We start from the raw sequence: 18,342 nt of genomic DNA, 5'->3' as shown, positions 1-18,342 counted from the left end.
GCGGCGGCCGACGCGGCCGCGTCCAGGCCGCCCTCGCCGCCGTCCTGAAGGGGGACGTGGCAGCGTACGCGGACGGGATCGGCCTGCTGTCCGCCCCCGGCGTTCTCCGTTCCGGCGTCCGGGAGGGGCTTCGGGTAGGGGAGGCGGTAGGGGGGAGGCCCGGCCGCCCGCCTCGGTCAGACGCGCGCCCGCGTCCTCGCCGGGCACGTCCAGGAGCGTGCCGGGCCGGATGCCGTGGGCGGCCGCGACGGCGCCGACGGTCCGCTCCTCGCCCTCCAGGGTGCACAGCCGGGTCAGGGCGACGCTTCCGTCACCCGTGGCCACCAGCAGGCCCGACGCGTCGTCGCAGGAGAGGACCGTACCGGGCGCGGCGGCGTCGCCCGGGACGCGGGTCCCCGGCTGGACGCGGGCTTCCCGCACGGCGTAGAAGTGCCCGTCGACGGTGACCTTGGGCCACACCAGCGGGCTGGCGAACGGGCCGTAGTCGGTGGCCCGGACCAGGGCGGCGACGCGCTCGGCGGGCAGGCTCCAGTCGATCAGGCCCTCGGCGGCGAACTGCGTGTGCCGCGAGAAGTAGCGGCGCGTCGCGGTGCCCTGCGGGGTCGAGGTCTCGCGGCCCTCCGCGATCGCGTCGATCAGCCCGCCCAGGCTGGCCACGGCCGCCTCGTCGCACTTCAGGCCCAGCGACAGCGCGGTGTCCTCGGGCTCGATCGCGACCGGTACGCGCGCCAGCACCTCGCCGCCGTCGACCATCTCGGCCATGCGGTGCCAGGTGATGCCGTACTCCCGCGCCCCGTCCGCGATGGCCCAGGACGGCGTGTGCAGGCCCGCGTACTCGGGGAGCGGGCCGTAGTGGTAGTTGACGGCGGCCCGCGTGGCGCGGCCCAGCAGCGCCTCGGGCACCACCGCGTAGTTGCCGACGCTCAGCAGGAGGTCGCAGGACAACTCCGGTGCGAGCGCCACGGCCTCGGCGAGTTCGTGGTGCGGAACACCCGCCTTGACGGCCCAGGACCGGGCGGTGGCGTCCGAGGTCACCACGGCTGCGATACGGTGCCCCTTCGCCACGAGTATCTCGCCGCAGCGCGCGAGGACGCTTCCGCTGCCGATCAGGACGGAACTCAAAGAAGCCAAAGCCGTGTCTCCCCGTGATGGCCCGCGGCGCGTCCGGTGAGCGCCGCCCGTCCCGGGCAGGGGCACAGGGCATCCGAGGCTTCCCTTGTGAGGGCCTACAGGTGCCGGATCACAGCGCGCGCACAGGGGTGGCCCCCCGTGCACCCGTGCCGATTCCCCCGAGATCGAGCGGCGTCCGTCCCATGGGCGGTCATGTCAGCGACTGCTCCGTGGGTTGTCCGCGCTGTCAGGATTGCAAGTACGCCAGGTGCTGAACTGCCGAAGTGCGCAAGTGCTGTCGTGCGGAAACGCTGTCGTGCCGGTGCGGTCATGCCGGTGCGGTCGTGCGGTCGTGCGGTCGTACCGGGCCGCGGGGGTGCGCTCGCAGGGGAGGGGGCGGTAACGGCCCCCTCGCCGTCGCGCCGGTTCCTCCCGGGCGCCTCGACCATCATTGGCCTGCCGCGAGAGCGACCGCAAGGCATGACGGCGAAGATCTTCGAGCGAATCACGGGTGATGGTGATCACACGTACGGCTCGGTGACCGGCCTCGCCACGGACAGGGGCGGCGGGCACACTTGCTGCGGCCGCATCCTGCCAACCGGCCTCCACGACCAGCGAGTTCGACCGCCGACGAGTTGACGACGCACACGAGCCGAGGAGACCGCCATGCCCGAGAAAGCGGCTGGACGCACCCGCGTGCGACGTGAGGCAGGCCCGGCCGGTGTGCTCGCGCTGTGCAGCGGCGCGAGCTTCATGGCCTTCCTCGACCTGTCGATCGTCAGCATCGCCTTCCCGGACCTTCTGGACGACTTCCCGGGTACGCCGCTCACCACCGTGACATGGGTCCTCAGCGGCTACACGATCCTGCTGGCGGCCGTGCTCACGCCCGCCGGGAGGATCGCCGACAGCGTCGGCAGGCGCACCGTCTTCCTCTGGTCCCTGGCCCTCTTCACCGCCGCCTCGCTCGGCTGCGCCGTGGCGCCGTCCGTGGCGTGGCTCATCGCCGCGCGGTTCGTGCAGGGCGCGGCGGCCGGCGGCATGATCCCCGCCGCGCTCGGTCTGATCCTCGCCTCGACACCGCGCGAGCGCATCGCCCGGGCCGTCGGCACATGGTCCGCTGTGGCGGGCTTCTCCGCCGTCGTCGGACCGGCCGCGGGCGGGCTGCTGCTGGACGCCTTCGGCTGGCGCTCGGTGTTCTACGTCAACCTCCCGCTGTGCGGCGCGATGCTGGCCGCCGCCGTGGTGCTGCTGCCCGCGAGGTGGTCGCGCGGCACCGGGGGCGGGCTGCCGGACGCGGTGGGCGGCGTCGCGCTCGCGCTGGGCATCGGCGGGGTGGTGGGCGCGCTCACCGAGGGGGACGCCTGGGGCTGGGCGGATGCCCGCACCATCGGGCTCGGGCTGGCCGGGCTCGCGCTCGTCGCCGTGGCCGTGCTGCGCTCCCGTACGCACGCGGCGCCCGCCCTGGAGGTGCCGCTGTGGCGCGACCCGGTGTTCCGGACCGCCAACCTCGGCCTCGGCATGCTCACCATGACGATGTTCGTGTGGATGCTGGCCGCGCCGCTGTTCGCCGCCGACATCTGGCACTGGTCGGTCCCGCGGACGGCCGGTGCGCTGAGCATCGGCGCCGTCTCCTCGATGGCCGGCTCGCTGGCCGCCGGACGGCTCACCCGGCCCGCGGCCCAGGTGAAGGTGGCGGTCCTGGGCGCGCTGTCCTTCGCCGGGAGCAATGCCATCTGGGCGTCCGACCTCTTCGGCCCCACACCCGACTTCCTGGGCGGCTGGCTGCCGGCCGCGGTCCTCGGCGGCGGCGGGCTCGGCCTCGCCCTCACCTGCCTGTCCTCGCTGGCGGCCGGGGCGGTGCCGCCGCCCATGTTCGCGGGCGGCCTCGGCATGACGCTGACGGTGCGCCAGGTCGGCGGTGCGGTCGGCGTCGCCGGATTCGCCTCGATCATGGCGTCGGGACCCGCCCCCGGCGGCATCCCGTCCTTCCACCACGTGTTCGTCGCGGCCATGGCCGTCAACGTCGTCTGCGCGGCCGTGGTGTGCGCGATGCTCACCATGCTGCGGCCGAAGCCCGCGAGGACGGCCGCCGCGGTGGTGGCGCGGACGCCGCGGGACGGGGGCACGCCCACCGGGTGAGCCCCCGGCCGCCGGGCTGGTCGCGGGTTGGGCACGGCCCCCTGGGCACGGCCGTCGTGCTGCCGTACCCAGGGGGCCGTGTCGTACGTCCGGGCCCCGGTCGCGCGTCGTCCGGGCCCCGGACGCGCAGTCTGTCCGGCCGTCAGGCGGACGGGACGCGGAGCAGCAGGGCGTCGCCCTGTCCGCCGCCGCCGCACAGCGCCGCCGCGCCGAGACCGCCGCCGCGGCGGCGCAGCTCGTAGGCGAGGTGGACGACGAGCCGGGCGCCGGACGCGCCGATCGGGTGGCCGAGCGCGATCGCCCCGCCGTCGACGTTCACGATGTCCGGGCTGACGCCCAGCTGCTCGGTGGAGACGATGCCGACGGCGGAGAACGCCTCGTTGATCTCCACCAGGTCCAGGTCGGACGGCTCCAGCTTCGCCTTGGCCAGCGCCGCCCTGATCGCGTTGGACGGCTGCTCGTGGAGGCTCGCGTCCGGCCCGGCCACCACGCCGTGGGCGCCGATCTCGGCGATCCAGGGCAGGCCCAGCTCCTCGGCCTTGGCCTTGCTCGCCACCACCACGGCGGCGGCGCCGTCGGAGATCTGGGACGCCGTCCCCGCCGTGATGGTGCCGTCGGGGCTGTACGCGGGGCGCAGCTTCGCCAGGATCTCCGGCGTGGTGTCGGGGCGTACGCCCTCGTCGGTGTCGTGCACCAGCGGGTCGCCCTTGCGCCGCGGGACCGTGACGGGCGCCATCTCCTCGGCGAACCGTCCGGCGGCGGCCGCGGCGGCCGCCCGCTGGTGCGAGGCCGCGGCGAAGGCGTCCTGCTTCTCCCGGGTCACCCCGGCGTAGCGGCTGTTGTACTTCTCGGTCGCGGCGCCCATGCTCAGCTGGTCGAAGGGGCAGAACAGGCCATCGTGGAGCATGTGGTCGACCAGCGGCACGTCACCGGCCTTGAAGCCCGCGCGCGACCGGGGCAGCACGTGCGGAGCCTGCGACATGGACTCCTGACCGCCCGCCACGACCAGGTCGAACTCCCCGGCCCTGATCAGCTGGTCGGCCAGCGCGATGGCGTCGATCCCGGAGAGGCACACCTTGTTGACGGTCAGCGCCGGGACGCTCATCGGGATGCCGGCGGCCACCGCGGCCTGGCGGGCCGGGATCTGGCCGGCGCCCGCGGTGAGCACCTGCCCCATGATCGTGTACTCCACCTGCTCGGGCGCCACCCCCGCCTTCTCCAGGGCCGACTTGATCGCGATGGCCCCGAGCTGGACGCCGGAGAAGTCCTTCAGGGCTCCCAGCAGACGACCGGTGGGGGTGCGGGCGCCGGCCAGGATGACGGATGCGGACAAGACGTCCTCCGTGGGTAGAAGTTGTGAACCACAACACGGCCACATTACCCACGAGTTGGGTCCGGGAAATGCGCCCTCCGGCGGTGTGAGCGACGGCACAGACGTTCCCTGACCACCCCCGCGCACGCCTGCGCCGACGCCCGTCGGGGGCGGTGCCGCCGCCGCGCCGACCGTCCGCTCCCGCTCCGGGGGTCGTCAGATCGCTGCTGCCTCAAAGACGAGCCGTATCTCCGTGTTGCGGTAGCCGGCCCGCTCGAACGCCGCGGCCATCGGCGTGTTCGTCGTGTCCGTCGTCGCGGTGATCAGCTCCGCGCCGTGCGCGGCGTGCAGCCGGGTGACCTCCCCGAGCACCTCGTCGGTGTAGCCGCGCCCGCGCATCGCGGGCACCACGCCCAGGTAGCCGACGTTGCGGTTGTACGGCGTCGCCGACGGGATGGCCATCCCCGCCAGCTCGCCCCCGGGCGTGTACGCCAGACGCCACCACTCCCGCTCGCCGGGGCAGCTGAGATAGAACTCCAGGTCCTCACGGGCCTGCCGCCCCGCGCCCAGGACCGGCAGCTCGCGGAGGGTCGCCACGTCCAGGCTGCCGACGGCGATCCGCTTGAAGGCGTCGAGGAACGCCTCGTCGGCGTCGGGTTGGAACACGAGCCGGGTGGCCGGGGCCGGGACCCCGGCCTCGGGCGTCCACTCGTACCGCAGCCGCTCGACGCTCTCGGTCAGCCCGGCACTCCGGGCCGCCTCGCTCCGCCAGGCCACCGCGGCGGCCACGTCCGGGCGCTCGCGCCAGCCGTTCGCCAGCGAGATGTTGTACTGCGGCCGTTTCGTCGCGCCGTCCCGCTCGAACGCGGTGTGCCCGGCGGCCAGGAGCTCCGCGGCGAGGGCGGCCCGGTCCTCGACGGACGCGACGACGTGCAGGCAGTCCAGGGCGACCGGGTGTTCGCTGTCGGACTTGCCCCACCACAGGGCCCGCGCCACGATCCGCGCCTCGCCGTCCTCGGCGATCCAGGTCCACTCCGGGCGGAAGTGCCGCTCGGTGAACTCCTGGCGGAACCGGTCGCCGGTGATCGAGCTGACCGGCTCGTCCACGGCGAAGCCCGCGACGCTCTCGACCTCGGCCTCGGAGATCGTCCGGATACGCATGCCGCCTCCAGCGGTGGGTGTAGTAGTGGTTGGAGCCACGTGTGGAATCGACTTCGCGGCGCGGCACGCCTCCGCCTCCGCCCGGCGCTCCCTCCGGAGCGCCTCCTGCCATGGCGGGCCTGTACCGGGCGGGCGGGGCGTTCGTCCGTGCGTCCGCGCCAGGACGCCGCGCCGTGGTGCGGAGGAGGCCGCGGCGGAAGCAGCCGCGCGAGACGCGCGACCGGGCCGGTGCGGCCCTCCGACGGATGGAAGGTGGCCGCCGGGAAAGGTGACCGGGAAGAAGCCCTGACCCGCCACGTCCCGCCAGGCCAGGGCGCCCTCCCCGGAGCAGTGCGGATCGTCCGCGCCCCACATCACCGTGAGGGGCGCTTCGACGGGCGGCCGTCGAGGTCGGCTCGTACAGCTCGTTGCCCCGGTAGTCGCTGCGCGGCGGGCCGACCACGAGGTCCCTCAGGCCGGCGTCGTCGGGCACCTCGTCCGGGATGCCGCCGGGACGGGCGGATGTGCGCGAGGAAGGTCTCGTCGTCGGCGAGATGGAGGGACGTGACGTGCCGGAGGGTGGGGGACTGGCGCTCCGGCACCACCGGATGCGCCGGCGGCGCCCCCGTCTCGTGGAGCCGCAGCGCCACCTCGTGCGCGACCGAGGCGCCCATGCCGTGGCCGAACAGCACCAGCGGCGGGTCCCGCAGCTGTTCCAGTGCCTCCACGACCGCGTCCACCAGCTCGTCCGCCCGCGTGGCGCACGGCTCCCCGCCGCGGCTCTCCCGGCCCGGGCAGTGCGCCGCCAGCTGCTCCGCGTACGGGGGCAGCAGCGGGGACCACGGCCGGAAGCAGCCCGGCCAGCCGCCCGCGTGCGGCAGGCGGACCGAGGCGGGCCGGCCCGGGCGCAGGCGGCGCAGCGACGATCCGGCGGGCCCTGACCCCGTCCCGCCGGACACCGCCGGTGCGCCGACCGTGTCTCCGGCGCGTGGCATGGTCCCGTCCCCCTCGCCGTTTCCGGTGGCGTCTCCCTCGTCGGCCACGGTGGTCGGTCCGCAGCGCGGCGAGCCGCACCTCCGGAGGAGCTCTCGGCGCCGCAGGCGCCCGGCGAGCTTCTGGGGAGCGTAGCCATGCGGGCGTCCGCTGCGCACGGAGGGAAAACGGGGACTGGTCCCCGGCGCCGATTCGTGGTCCACCGGCCCGAGCGGGAGGCGCGGCCCGCTCCGGAGGGGTACCGCCCGACCACTCTCGGACATCCTCCGTGGTGAGCGGCGTCCTGGGCCGTTCCGGAAATCGCTCCCCCGGCGCACCCCCGGACAGGGCTTCGAAGCCCCTTTCGTACCTGTGCGTAGCAGAGCGCTGACGTGCGGCTTTCGGTTGGAGGTGGTGGATCTTGAGATTGCCGACGGTATAGGTGAGTCTGTGACGCGAAGTCCGGCTGACCCTACTGAAACGAGTAGAGCCAGCCATCCCAAACACGCCGACCGGTCCCCCGGGCCGCGGCACTCTCGAACGGGGGTACGAGAGATCGTGGACACCGATGTCCTCTCCGGCATAGTTCACAGACTGATCCGGGAGCACCGGATTCCCGGAGCCCAGCTGGCCTTGTACGAAGACGGCGCGCTGCGGGAGGTCTGCGCCGGCGTCGAGCGGATCGGCTCCGGCGCACCGGTGTCCCCCCGCTCCCGTTTCGCCTACGGCTCCGTGAGCAAGGTCTTCACGGCGGCGCTCGTCATGCAGCTCGTCGAGGAGGGCGAGGCCGAGCTCGACGCGCCGGTGATGGAGACCCTCGCGGACCTCGCGGGACACACGGCGGTGCCCGCGGGCCACCCGATGCACCAGGTGACCCTCCGCCAGCTGCTCAGCCACACCGCGGGTCTCGTCTCCGACCACGAGGGCGCGCCGCTGCGTTCGCCGTCCCTGCGCCGCTACTTCGAGTCGGTCGTGCGCCACGGGCACTTCGGGGTGCCCGGCAGCGCGTTCTCGTACTCCAACACCGGCTACGCCGTGGCCGCGTACGCCATAGAGGTGATCACCGGGCAGAGCTGGTGGGACTCGCTGGAGTCCTACGTGGTGCGCCCGGCCGGACTCGACCTCGCGTTCGTCGAGGACCCCCGCATCGGCCGCGCCCCGGGCGCCACCGTGAGCGGCCACGCCGTGGACGCGCAGACCGGCCGCACCGAACCCGTGGACTTCTACTGCGAGGGGACCCTCGCCGCCGCCGGAGGCATCGCGGGCAGCGCCACCGACCTCGTCCGCTTCGGCCGGGCGTTCCTGGGAGAGGGCCACGAGGCCCTGGACGCCGACATCGCCGACCCCGAGGCGCTCGCCGCGATGGGACGGGCCGTACCGGCCGCGGACCCGTTCGGACTGGCCGCCGGATGGGGCGCGGGCTGGGGCCTCTACCCGGGCGGGGACGCCCTGTGGCTCGGCCACGACGGCACCCTCGACGGCGGCTCCTGCAACGTCCGCGTCGACCCGGCGAGCGGCACCGTGCTCGCCTTCACCACCAACTCCACCACCGGCCTGGCGGCCTGGCTCGACCTCGTCGGCGAGCTGGACCGTCTCGGCCTGAGCGTCGGCCACTACGAGCAGCCCGCTCCCGCCGACCGTCCGTACGACGAGGCCGCCGCGCTCGCAGGGGAGTTCGTCAACGGGGAACTCGCCATCCGGGTGTCCCACGAGGGGCCCGGCGGGGGCACGCTGCGCCTGGACGCGGACAACGGCGTCTCGGGGGTGCTCACCGTCGGAGCCGACCTCGTCTTCAGCGTGCGTGCCGCGGACCAGGGCGACGTGCTGTTCAGCGGCCGGTTCCTGAGCTCCGCGCAGGGCCGCCCGGCCGACCTCATGCAGTACAACGGCCGGACCCTCCGCAGGGCCGAAGTCCCCTCCCGCCAGGCTGCCTGACCCCCGGTCCTCCCCACGTCCCCACCCTCTCTTCCGCGCTGCCGCCGCCGCCCCCCGGCGGCAGCGCCCTGCCCCTTCCCCGTACGTGGAGCCGCACCGGCGTGCGGCTCTCTTCTCGCGCCAGGCCGACGCGGCGGCGCGCACCGCTCTTGAAGGAGTAGCAACCGTGGCTTCTGCCCAGCATGCGGAGAACCGGACGCTGCCGGCGCTGTTCGGCGCACAGGTGGCCCGCCGGCCCGACGCGATGGCGCTGATGGCCGAATCCGGCTCCATGAGCTACGCCGAACTGGACGCGCGGGTGGCGAGAGCGGCCGCCGTGCTGCACGGCCGGGGTGTGCGGCGCGGGACGCTGGTCGGGGTGTGCCTGGAGCGCGGTACCGCGCTCATCGTGTCGATGCTCGCCGTCATGCGCGCGGGCGGGGTGTACGTACCGCTGGACCCGGCCCACCCCGAGGAGCGGCTGCGCTACATGGCCGACGACTCCGGCCTCGGCCTGGTGATCACCCAGCCGTCCGTGGCCGGCCGGCTGCCGGACCGGGTGCGCCGGGTGCTCCTGACGGACCTGGACGACGCGGCGGCCGCCGAAGCGCCCGCACCGGAACTGGGCCCCGACGACGCCGCGTACATGATCTACACCTCGGGTTCCACCGGCCGCCCCAAGGGCGTCGTCGTCACCCACCGCGGCATCGCCGATCTGTCCCGCACCCAGCGGGAGCGCATGGAGGTCACGCCCGGTTCGCGGGTGCTCCAGTTCGCCTCGCCCAGCTTCGACGCGTCGGTCTTCGAGGTCACCAAGTCGCTGCTGAACGGCGCCACGTTCGTCGTCCTCGACCGCGGCGGACTCGCCGGTGCCGAACTCACCCGGGTGCTGCGCGACTTCGAGATCACCCATGCGACGCTGCCGCCCGCCGTGCTGCCCACCATGAACCCCGACGACCTGCCCGGCCTCGCCGCCCTGATGGTCGCCGGTGAGGCGTGCCCGGGCGAGCTGGTCGACCTGTGGTCGCGCGGCCGCCGCATGTACAACGGCTACGGGCCGACCGAGGCCACCGTGTGCGCCACCATGAGCGCCCCCATGAGCGGCAGCGGCACCCCGCCGCTCGGCACCTCGGTCGAGGGCACCCGGGTGTACGTCCTGGACGACACGCTGCGGCCGGTCCCGGCGGGCGCGACCGGCGAGCTCTACATCGCGGGCGAGGGCCTGGCCCGCGGCTACTGGGGCCGCCCCGACCTCACGGCGGAACGCTTCGTCGCCGACCCGTACGGCCCCGCGGGCACCCGCATGTACCGCACCGGTGACCTCGTGCGGCGCACCGACAGCGGTGACCTGGAGTTCGCCGGCCGCGTCGACGACCAGGTGAAGCTGCGCGGCTTCCGCATCGAACCGGGCGAGATCGAGGCCGCCGCCATGCGGCAGCCGGGCGTCGCCCACGCCGTCGCCCTGGTACGCGAGGACCGCACCGGCCACCGCCGCCTGGTGGCGTACGCCGTTCCCGACACCGCGGCGCCCACCCCCACGCCCGCCGCGATCCGCGCCGCCCTCGGACGCGAACTGCCCGCCTACATGGTCCCGCAGGCGGTCGTCGTGCTGGACGCGCTGCCGCTCACCGTCAACGGCAAGATCGACCGCGCGGCGCTGCCCGACCCGTCCCCCTCCCAGCTGGTCGGCGAGTACGTCGCCCCGCGCGACGCCACAGAGGAGGCCGTCGCCGAGGTGTTCGCCGAGATCCTCGGCGTCGGCCGGGTCGGCGTCCACGACGACTTCTTCGACCTCGGCGGCGACTCCATCCGCGCCGTCCAGGCCCTGTCGCGCATCGAGGCCCGGCTGGGCGTGCACGCCGGACGGCGCGCCCTGTTCGCCCACCCCACCGTCGCCGAACTGGTCGCCGACGGGCTGACCGCCGCGGCCGCCGGCGACGGCATACCGCGCGCCGACCGCGACCGGCCGCTGCCGCTGTCGTCCGCCCAGCGCCGCCTGTGGTTCCTCGACCAGTACGAGGGGGGCTCCACCGAGTACTACACCGGCAGCGCCTACCGGCTGCGCGGCGCCCTCGACGTGCCCGCGCTGCGGACCGCCCTGCGCGGGCTGCTCGCCCGGCACGAGTCGCTGCGCACCACCTTCCACGAGGAGGGCGGCCACCCCGTCCAGCGGGTCCACGCCGTCGCCGACGCCCCGCTCGCGCTGGACGAGAGGGACCTGTCCGGCCTGCCCGGCGCCGACCGCGAGGAGGCGCTGTCCGCGCTGCTGCTCGCCGAGGTGGAGACGCCGTTCGACCTGACGGCCGGCCCGCTGCTGCGGACGGTACTGGTGCGGCTCGCCGACGACGAACACGTCCTGGTCCTCAGCACCCACCACATCGTCAGCGACGGCTGGTCCCTTGACGTCCTCACCAAGGACCTCAAGGCGCTCTACCGGGCCGCCGCCGACCCGCGGGCCGCCCCGCCCGCCGAGCTGCCCGTGCAGTACGCCGACTTCGCCGCCTGGGAGCACGMSMSSKGKGAMCGMSMSSCGGCCGYSSMCCSKKYCGYWYRMYSGGRKSSSCRRCKRSRYSMGSTSCASCCGCTCSMSCKSSCSRCYSRYCGRCCGSRCCYSSMSGTCSRCACYRMSMRSSGCSSKRYRCRMCSYTYSSMRMKSRSCACCSSSYCRMSRYCRASGSCMKSKKGMARGSRGCTSKGCSGCGSSKSCKSSKSKCGRCSCMCTCKKSMYRRMSSTGACSKCGWKKWCSSMGCKRCKRCYKSCGRCCGMSYCCSRCCRRCCKKSMSGWCRYCSWAKSGRCSTCGTCSKCMTSYKSRYCRRSACCCWCSASCMGRCTGCGRCSKMCCWSSTCGGMYTCYTCGKCRACCCCSWSSTCMTSCGYTCSMGSSMCYGCRCYRCGGRMMMYGTGSYRTSCTYYAYCRRCRGMSYASGMRSCMSCSKGAYGGRSSMCCKCRACCWMGMMCTSCCSYTCGMSCGSCKGKYCRRGSRRMKGSYSRSCKRMCSSSRSMCRMSMCSCWCYYCSRCWGYYYCRKSSKMTKAYGRGWRCTMCCMSRTRGMMSMSKRCMGCCRSSCSGSKCSSMCKGCCCGGYCKACSACGTSGCMGAGGWSCWKCWGCSSCRMMSMSGCYMCCWRYTMSMCSYKGWGKKSGWGKMCGRSSWRCGMSRGSGMSSSSWYCGGSTKSCMMYYGMGYWMMRMMCCGSMCYMYTYSRMSRSGSRCWCCGCCCSYMSCGSYKCKSSRMSCGGCKSYSSYSYMCYYGYYGMCMYSGCYCGTCGCSCGRCSCCSSSWSSCRSKCKSSSCSCYGTGSMSCTGSYYGSKCSCSMSRMGMRSSGSGSCRTSCTCGGCKSGSYSGYSCGGCCGCGSCCSRCASMGMCGSCCRYSCMKGRYSTCSCYGWWCWSYTCSMSSASGYCGCSSSGMRSSYGSMCSRCGACMYCGCSSTKMWYSGSSASSACGMSSARCWGMYCWYSKMSGRSSWRSWCGCSCYGCYCCGCRCCGRSKMSCYSGCGYSCYGCGCWSCSSCGGSCGYSGGRSKSSGSGCSKWSRYSSSYGTYYGCYKSKMGYSCKSSMMCGMGSMGWSCRKGKCGTWSSTSKSCRTSCTSRMSGYSSKSSSSGCSKRYSKSSCSWWSGWCCCSGSCSWMSCCGSTSSAYCSSCTSSASYRSRTSSKSGMSSWSWYCGAGSMARYCSGSRYGGTCKKCRYSMWSSSCGWCSMKCGCSYSGRRSSAYCSSSKCCACSSAGSRSMMSSKGMTGCYCCTSRWCGWCSYYGACSAGRCSRSSSGSSCCRSGGMSSACGGKCCGCSCGMRMYGCYCGCGWSGAYCGSCMYSSACSACSCCSRCSWASMTSRYCTACRYSWYSKKYWCSWCSGGWYSYMCCGRASRSCSYSRWGGKYRKCSRCSKSRSYSWSGMCGASMTCRCSCGSMYCSMGCGKGRMCRGMTSSGSWKSACSCCGRMSKCSSSCMMCCWGCRGWYSYYSTYSCMCWSCGYKCRMCGCSKYSGWCKYSGMGASSWYCGMGWYCYKSSWSMMSSKSSYSARCGGSGKSRKCRYCSYSKYCGCCCCGCCSGAGCMGMWCGMCGYSGMSGCGTTCGRCGCGSWGGYCAWSGMSKACGKCRTCCRGTCGACCTTCGGGGTCACCMMCKCGCTSYTGCCGMMCGCYGTMCTGCCMACCATGRWSCCGGACGWGCTKCTCCGGCATGCKCGCGGTSMTCRSCGGTCGGCGRSGMGGCGAAYGYSCAGGCCGWMCKCAMSGWCGCSGWGGTCAYGSSSCSGCCKSCTSGTCCACAACGSCTACGGGCCSACCGAGACCACCRYSTKCGCCACCRTCSACGCSKRCGCGCYGYMCGAGGCCGAGGCGCCGACMCYGCCSATCGGCACCSSCSTCGASGRCACGCRSCKKCTASGTSCTSGACGSRTTCCTGCGSCCGGTGCCGGMMGGCGTCRCSGGCGAGCTGTACATCGGCGGCGCMGRTCCTCKCCCGCGGCTACTGGGGSCGSCCCGRCCTGACCGCCGAGCGGTTCGTCGCCSACCCGTWCGGCGCGCCCGGCGMGCGSMTSTACCGCASCGGYGACSYGGTSCGCWSGMCGCSCCGACGGCSARCTGGAGTWCRTSGGCCGCSYCGACRMCCAGGTSAAGATCCGCGGYTTCCGCATCGAGCTGGGCGAGATCGAGGCCGCGCTSCTCGCGSCKGCCGGRSRTCARGCGAGGCSGYSGTCRYSGTKCRCGAGSACCGGSSCCGGSTCCAAGCGGMTCRTCGGRTACGTSGTCSCCGRGSRCGGCRYGGACAYCCCGCTCGACCYCGMCGCGCATSCGSGCCGCSGCTSGSCGAGSKGCTSCCCGMGYACATGGTCCCGGCGGCCSTSGTSCCGCTSGACGCSCTGCCGCTSAMCRWCAACGGCAAGGTGGACCGRCGTGMCCWASSCGCTSCCCGACCCGGTCTGGGTCGCTGGAYGASGCCGYSTAYGTSGCGCCGCGCAACGAGACCGAGCGGGTGCTGGCGGATGTGTTCGCGTCGGTGCTCGGTGTGGAGCGGGTCGGTGTTCACGACAACTTCTTCGMCCTGGGCGGCGACTCGATCCTGAGCATCCAGGTCGTCTCCCGCGCCCGCCGCGMGRRCSTSCRSSTCACMTCGAAGGACGTCTTCGYCCRSCAGACCGTCGCRGRYCTGGCGGCCGWGGCCGTCCSCGCCGACGGCSAGGGCRCCGCGYCGACTGCCGAGCAGGGTGTGGTGTCGGGTGAGGTGGCGGTGACGCCGATCGTGGACTGGTTCCTGGGCCGGCATGTGCGGGCGCCGCATCACTTCAACATGGCGGTGCTGCTGGAGCTGGGTGAGGGTTTCGACGCGGGTGTGCTGGCGGAGGCGGTGGGTGTGCTGCTGGCGCAGCACGACATGCTGCGGCTGCGGGTGGTGGACGGGAGGCTGTCCGTCGCGGAGTCGGAGGATGTGGGCCGGGTTCTCGAGACCGTGGATGTGAGCGGTCTGTCGGGGGCGGACCGGGATGCCGTGGTGCGGGAGCACTCGGAGCGGGTGCAGTCGGGGCTGGACCTGGCGGGTGGTCCGCTGGTGCGGGTGGTGCTGTTCGACGGTGGTGTGTCGGGTGGTTCGCGGCTGTTGCTGGCGGCGCATCACCTGGTGGTGGACGGTGTGTCGTGGCGGGTTCTTCTGGAGGACCTGGACACGGCGTGCCGGCGGATGCCGCTGGGCGCGAAGACCACCTCCTTCCAGCACTGGGCGGCACGCCTCGCCGAGCACACCGAGCAGGGCGGCTTCGACGCGGAACTGCCCTACTGGACGACGCTCACCGACGGCGTCCCCTCCGACGTCCCCGTGGACGCCGACGGTGCCAACCTGATGGGCACCCAGAAGACGGTGCGGTGTGAGCTTCCCGTGGGGCTGACGCGTCGGCTGTTGCAGGATGTGCCGGGGGTCTACCGGACGCAGGTCAACGATGTGCTGCTGGCGGCTCTCGCACGGGTGCTGTGTGCGTGGGCGGGGGAGGAGCGGCTGCTGATCGACCTTGAGGGTCATGGCCGTGAGGAGCTGTTCGACGGGGTGGACCTGTCGCGCACGGTGGGCTGGTTCACGACGATGTTCCCGGTGGCGCTGCGGTCGTACGAGGACTGGGACGCGCAGATCAAGCACACGAAGGAGTGCTTGCGGGCCATCCCCGACCGAGGCATCGGCTACGGCGCCCTGCGCCACCTCCGCGGTGAACTCCGCTCGCTCCCCGAACCGCGCGTCGGCTTCAACTACCTCGGTCAGTTCGACACGTCGGCCGGTGAGGACAGCCTCTTCACCACCTCGGACCTCAACCCCGGTGGCGAGTACTCGCCGCTGGACGAGCGGCCGCATCTGCTGGACGTGGTCGGCCGGGTCGTGGACGGGCGGCTGGTCTTCGACTGGGCGTTCTCGACCGCGGTGCACGACGAGGCGACGGTGGCGGGGCTCGCCGAGCGGTTCGCGGCGGAGCTGACGGAGCTGATCGGGCACTGCCTGACGGACGGGGTCGGCGGGGTCACCCCGTCGGACTTCCCGCTCGTGTCGCTGTCGCAGGCGGAGGTGGACCGGCTGGCCGGGGACGGGCGCGAGGTGGAGGACATCTACCCGCTGACCCCGATGCAGCAGGGCATGCTCTTCCACACCCTCCTCGAACCCGGCTCCTCCTCCTACTTCGAACAGACGCTCCTGGTGCTGGACGGCGTCACGGACATCCAGGCGCTCGACCGCGCCTGGCAGCAGGTCGTGGACGCCACGCCCGTCCTGCGGACGACGATCGCCTGGCAGGGCATCGAGCAGCCCGTGCAGATCGTCCGGCGCGAAGCGGTCCTGCCCGTCACGGTCGGGGACTGGAGCGGTCTGTCGCAGGAGGAGCAGCGGGCGGCGCTGGAGGAGTTCACGGCGGCGGACGAGCGGGCGGGGATCGACCTGTCCGTGGCGCCGCTGTCGCGGGTGGCGCTGTTCCGGCTGTCGGAGACGCGGGTGCAGGTGGTGTGGACGTTCCACCACATCCTGCTGGACGGCTGGAGCCTGCCGCTGGTGATGGCGGACCTGTTCACCGCCTACCGCGGCGGTGCCCTTCCGCCGCGCCCGGCGTTCCGCGACTACCACGCCTGGCTCGGCGAGCAGGACACCGAGGCGGCGTACGCCTACTGGCGCGACGTCCTCGCCGGGTACGACACCCCCGTGCCCCTGCCGTACGACCGGGTGCCCGACGACGTCCGTGCCGCGCGTGCCACCGAGCGCCAGGAGCTTGACCTCCCGGCCGGGCTGTCCGACGCGGTGCTGGACTTCGCCAAGCGCCACCGCCTGACCGTCAACACGGTCGTCCAGGGCGCCTGGGCGCTGCTGCTGTCGGCGTACTCCGGCCAGACGGACGTCGTGTTCGGCGCGACGACCTCCGGCCGACCCACCGACCTGCCGGACGTCGAGTCCACCATCGGCATCTTCATCAACACCCTGCCGGTGCGCGTCCACCTCGACCCGGCCCGGCCGGTCGCCGACTGGCTGCGCGGCATCCAGCTCCAGCAGACCGAGTCCCGGCGCCACGACTACCTCTCGCTGGCCCGGGTCCAGGCGGAGGCCGGGCTGCCCGCGGACACCACCCTCTTCGACAGCCTCGTCGTCTTCGAGAACTACCCCGTGGACGAGGACAGCGCCCGCGCCCACGGCCTGACCGTGGAGGACGTCACCGCCAACGAGGCCACCAACTACCCGCTCACCCTCAGCGCGTTCTCCGGCGACCGGGTCCGGCTGGTCCTCGGATACGAGCCGAAGCACTTCGACGAGCCGACCGTGCGCGGCCTGCTGGACCACCTCGGCGACATCCTCCGGGCCATGACCGAGGGCGCCGACGTGCCGCTCGGCCGGATGCCCGGCCGCCAGGACCCGGCCCTGGCCGCCTTCCAGGACGGCGGGACGACCGAGGTGCCCGGCCGTACCGTGCCCGAGCTGTTCGCCGAGCAGGCCGGGCGGCGGCCCGACGCGGTCGCCGTCACCGGCGAGGACGGGCAGCTGACGTACGCCGAACTCGACGCCGAGGCGGACCGGCTGGCCCGGGTGCTGGCGGAGCGGGGCGTCGGCCCCGAGTCGCGGGTGCTGCTGCTGATGCCGCGCTCCCCGCGGGTGGTCGTGGCGATGCTGGCGGTGCTGAAGGCGGGCGCCGCGTACGTCCCCGTACACGCGGCGTTCCCGGCGGACCGGGTCGCCTGGCTGCTTCAGGACACCGCGGCCGCGGCGGTCGTCGCGGACACCTCGATGCTCGACCGGCTAGTCGAGCCCGGAGTGCCGGTGATCACGTACGACGCGACCGGCGACGCCGCCCCCGGCGACAGCGGTACCGCGCTGCCGCGGGTCCCGGCGGACTCCGCCGCGTACGTGATGTTCACCTCCGGCTCCACCGGCACCCCCAAGGGCGTCACCGTCAGCCACCGCAGCATCGTGGCGCTGGCCCGTGACCGGCGCTGGCAGGGCGCGCACGAGCGGGTGCTGTTCCACTCGCCGCACGCCTTCGACGCCGCCACCTACGAGGTGTGGGCGCCGCTCCTGGCCGGCGGCACCGTCGCCGTCGCCCCCGCCGGCGACCTGACCGCCGAGGTCATCCGCACCAGCGCGGCACAGTACGGCGTCACCGCGATGTTCCTGACGACCGCGCTGTTCAACCTGTTCGCGCAGGCCGACCCGGGCTGCTTCGGCGGACTGCGCGAGGTGTGGACCGGCGGCGAGGCCGCACAGCCCGCCGCCTTCGTCAGGGTCGCCGAGGCGTGCCCGGACACCACCGTCGTACACGTCTACGGCCCGACCGAGACGACCACGTTCGCCACCTGCACCCCGATCACCCCCGACGAGGCGCGGGCGGCCGTGACGCCCATCGGCCGGCCGATGGACAACACCCGCGCCTACGTCCTGGACGCGCTGCTGCGGCCGGTCCCGGCCGGGGTGGCCGGCGAGCTGTACCTCGCGGGCGACGGAGTGGCCCGCGGCTACGAGAACCGGCCCGCGCTGACCGCCGAACGGTTCGTCGCCGACCCCTTCTCCGTCGGCGGGCGCCTCTACCGCACCGGCGACGTGGTGCGCTGGAACCCCGACGGCCGGATCGAGTTCATCGGCCGCGCCGACGGACAGGTCAAGATCCGCGGCTTCCGCATCGAGCTCGGCGAGATCGAGAACGCCCTCGCCGACTGCCCGGGCGTCGCCCGCGCCGCCGTCGCCGTCGTGGACTCGCCGTCCGGGGCCAAGCAGCTGGTCGGCCACCTCCTGCCGGAGGAGCCCGCCACCCTGCCCGACCCGGACGCCGTACGGGCCAAGCTCACCGGGATGCTCCCCGCCTACATGGTCCCGACGGTGCTGCTGCCCATCGACGAGCTGCCGCTGACGCCCAACGGCAAGGTGGACCGCCGGGCACTGCCGGCGCCCGACTGGTCCCGGATGTCCGAGGACCGCTACGAGGCGCCGGAGACCGTCACCGAAGAGGCGCTCGCCGACATCTGGGCCGGAATCCTGGGACTGGAGCGGGTCGGGGTCCACGACAACTTCTTCGACATCGGCGGCGACTCCGTCCGCAGCATCCAGGTCATCGGCGCCGTCGAGGCCGCCTTCGGGGTGCGCATGCCCACGCGGTCGCTGTTCGCCCACCAGACGCTGCGGGCCTTCGCCGAGGCCGTCGAGGAAGCCGTCCTCGCGGAGATCGAGGACCTCGACTGACCCATGAACCCCCTGCCGAACTCCCACCCGCACCACTCGAACCACCCTCGGAGGACAGCGCG

General features: G+C 74.4%; 6 protein-coding genes and 3 pseudogenes. 5 read left to right on the top strand and 4 right to left on the bottom strand.

Annotated elements, in window-relative coordinates; genetic code table 11:
* Positions 1-345: 345 nt before the first annotated feature.
* Positions 346-963 (bottom strand): annotated as a pseudogene (locus tag J116_RS31195) (formyltransferase family protein); the annotation flags it as partial.
* Positions 964-1,776: 813 nt separating this feature from the next.
* Here J116_RS31195 and J116_RS05230 point away from each other — a divergent pair.
* Positions 1,777-3,249 (top strand): MFS transporter, encoded by a 1,473-nt coding sequence (locus tag J116_RS05230; RefSeq protein WP_079147665.1) that lies wholly within the window; start codon positions 1,777-1,779, stop codon positions 3,247-3,249.
* Positions 3,250-3,391: 142 nt separating this feature from the next.
* On the opposite strand, the gene J116_RS05225 is transcribed toward J116_RS05230, so the two are convergent.
* The 3 genes from J116_RS05225 to J116_RS29355 form a co-directional block, all read right to left on the bottom strand.
* Positions 3,392-4,582 (bottom strand): acetyl-CoA C-acetyltransferase, encoded by a 1,191-nt coding sequence (locus tag J116_RS05225; RefSeq protein WP_023586034.1) that lies wholly within the window; start codon positions 4,580-4,582, stop codon positions 3,392-3,394.
* A 195-nt stretch (positions 4,583-4,777) separates the two neighbouring features.
* Positions 4,778-5,722: a GNAT family N-acetyltransferase gene (locus J116_RS05220; protein WP_028964625.1), complete on the bottom strand. Its 945-nt coding sequence runs from the start codon at positions 5,720-5,722 to the stop codon at positions 4,778-4,780.
* A 353-nt stretch (positions 5,723-6,075) separates the two neighbouring features.
* Positions 6,076-6,696, bottom strand: coding sequence for a thioesterase II family protein (locus J116_RS29355; RefSeq protein WP_107487093.1), 621 nt, complete (start codon positions 6,694-6,696; stop codon positions 6,076-6,078).
* Positions 6,697-7,231: 535 nt separating this feature from the next.
* Here J116_RS29355 and J116_RS05210 point away from each other — a divergent pair.
* From J116_RS05210 to J116_RS05205, 4 genes and pseudogenes are all read left to right on the top strand, one after another.
* The gene (locus J116_RS05210; protein ID WP_023586033.1) at positions 7,232-8,608 is read left to right on the top strand and encodes a serine hydrolase domain-containing protein; all 1,377 of its coding nucleotides are present in this window, start codon (positions 7,232-7,234) and stop codon (positions 8,606-8,608) included.
* A gap of 244 nt (positions 8,609-8,852) precedes the next feature.
* Positions 8,853-11,039, top strand: a pseudogene (locus J116_RS31465) (amino acid adenylation domain-containing protein); the annotation flags it as partial.
* A gap of 1,736 nt (positions 11,040-12,775) precedes the next feature.
* Positions 12,776-13,741: pseudogene (locus J116_RS31460) on the top strand (phosphopantetheine-binding protein); the annotation flags it as partial.
* A 66-nt stretch (positions 13,742-13,807) separates the two neighbouring features.
* Complete coding sequence (locus tag J116_RS05205; protein WP_235617310.1) at positions 13,808-18,280, top strand: amino acid adenylation domain-containing protein; 4,473 nt, start codon at positions 13,808-13,810, stop codon at positions 18,278-18,280.
* The last annotated feature ends 62 nt before the right edge of the window (positions 18,281-18,342 follow it).

Origin of the sequence: Streptomyces thermolilacinus SPC6 (assembly GCF_000478605.2) — a bacterium.
Lineage (GTDB): Bacteria > Actinomycetota > Actinomycetes > Streptomycetales > Streptomycetaceae > Streptomyces > Streptomyces thermolilacinus.
This window is presented reverse-complemented; position numbering and strand designations above follow the sequence as displayed.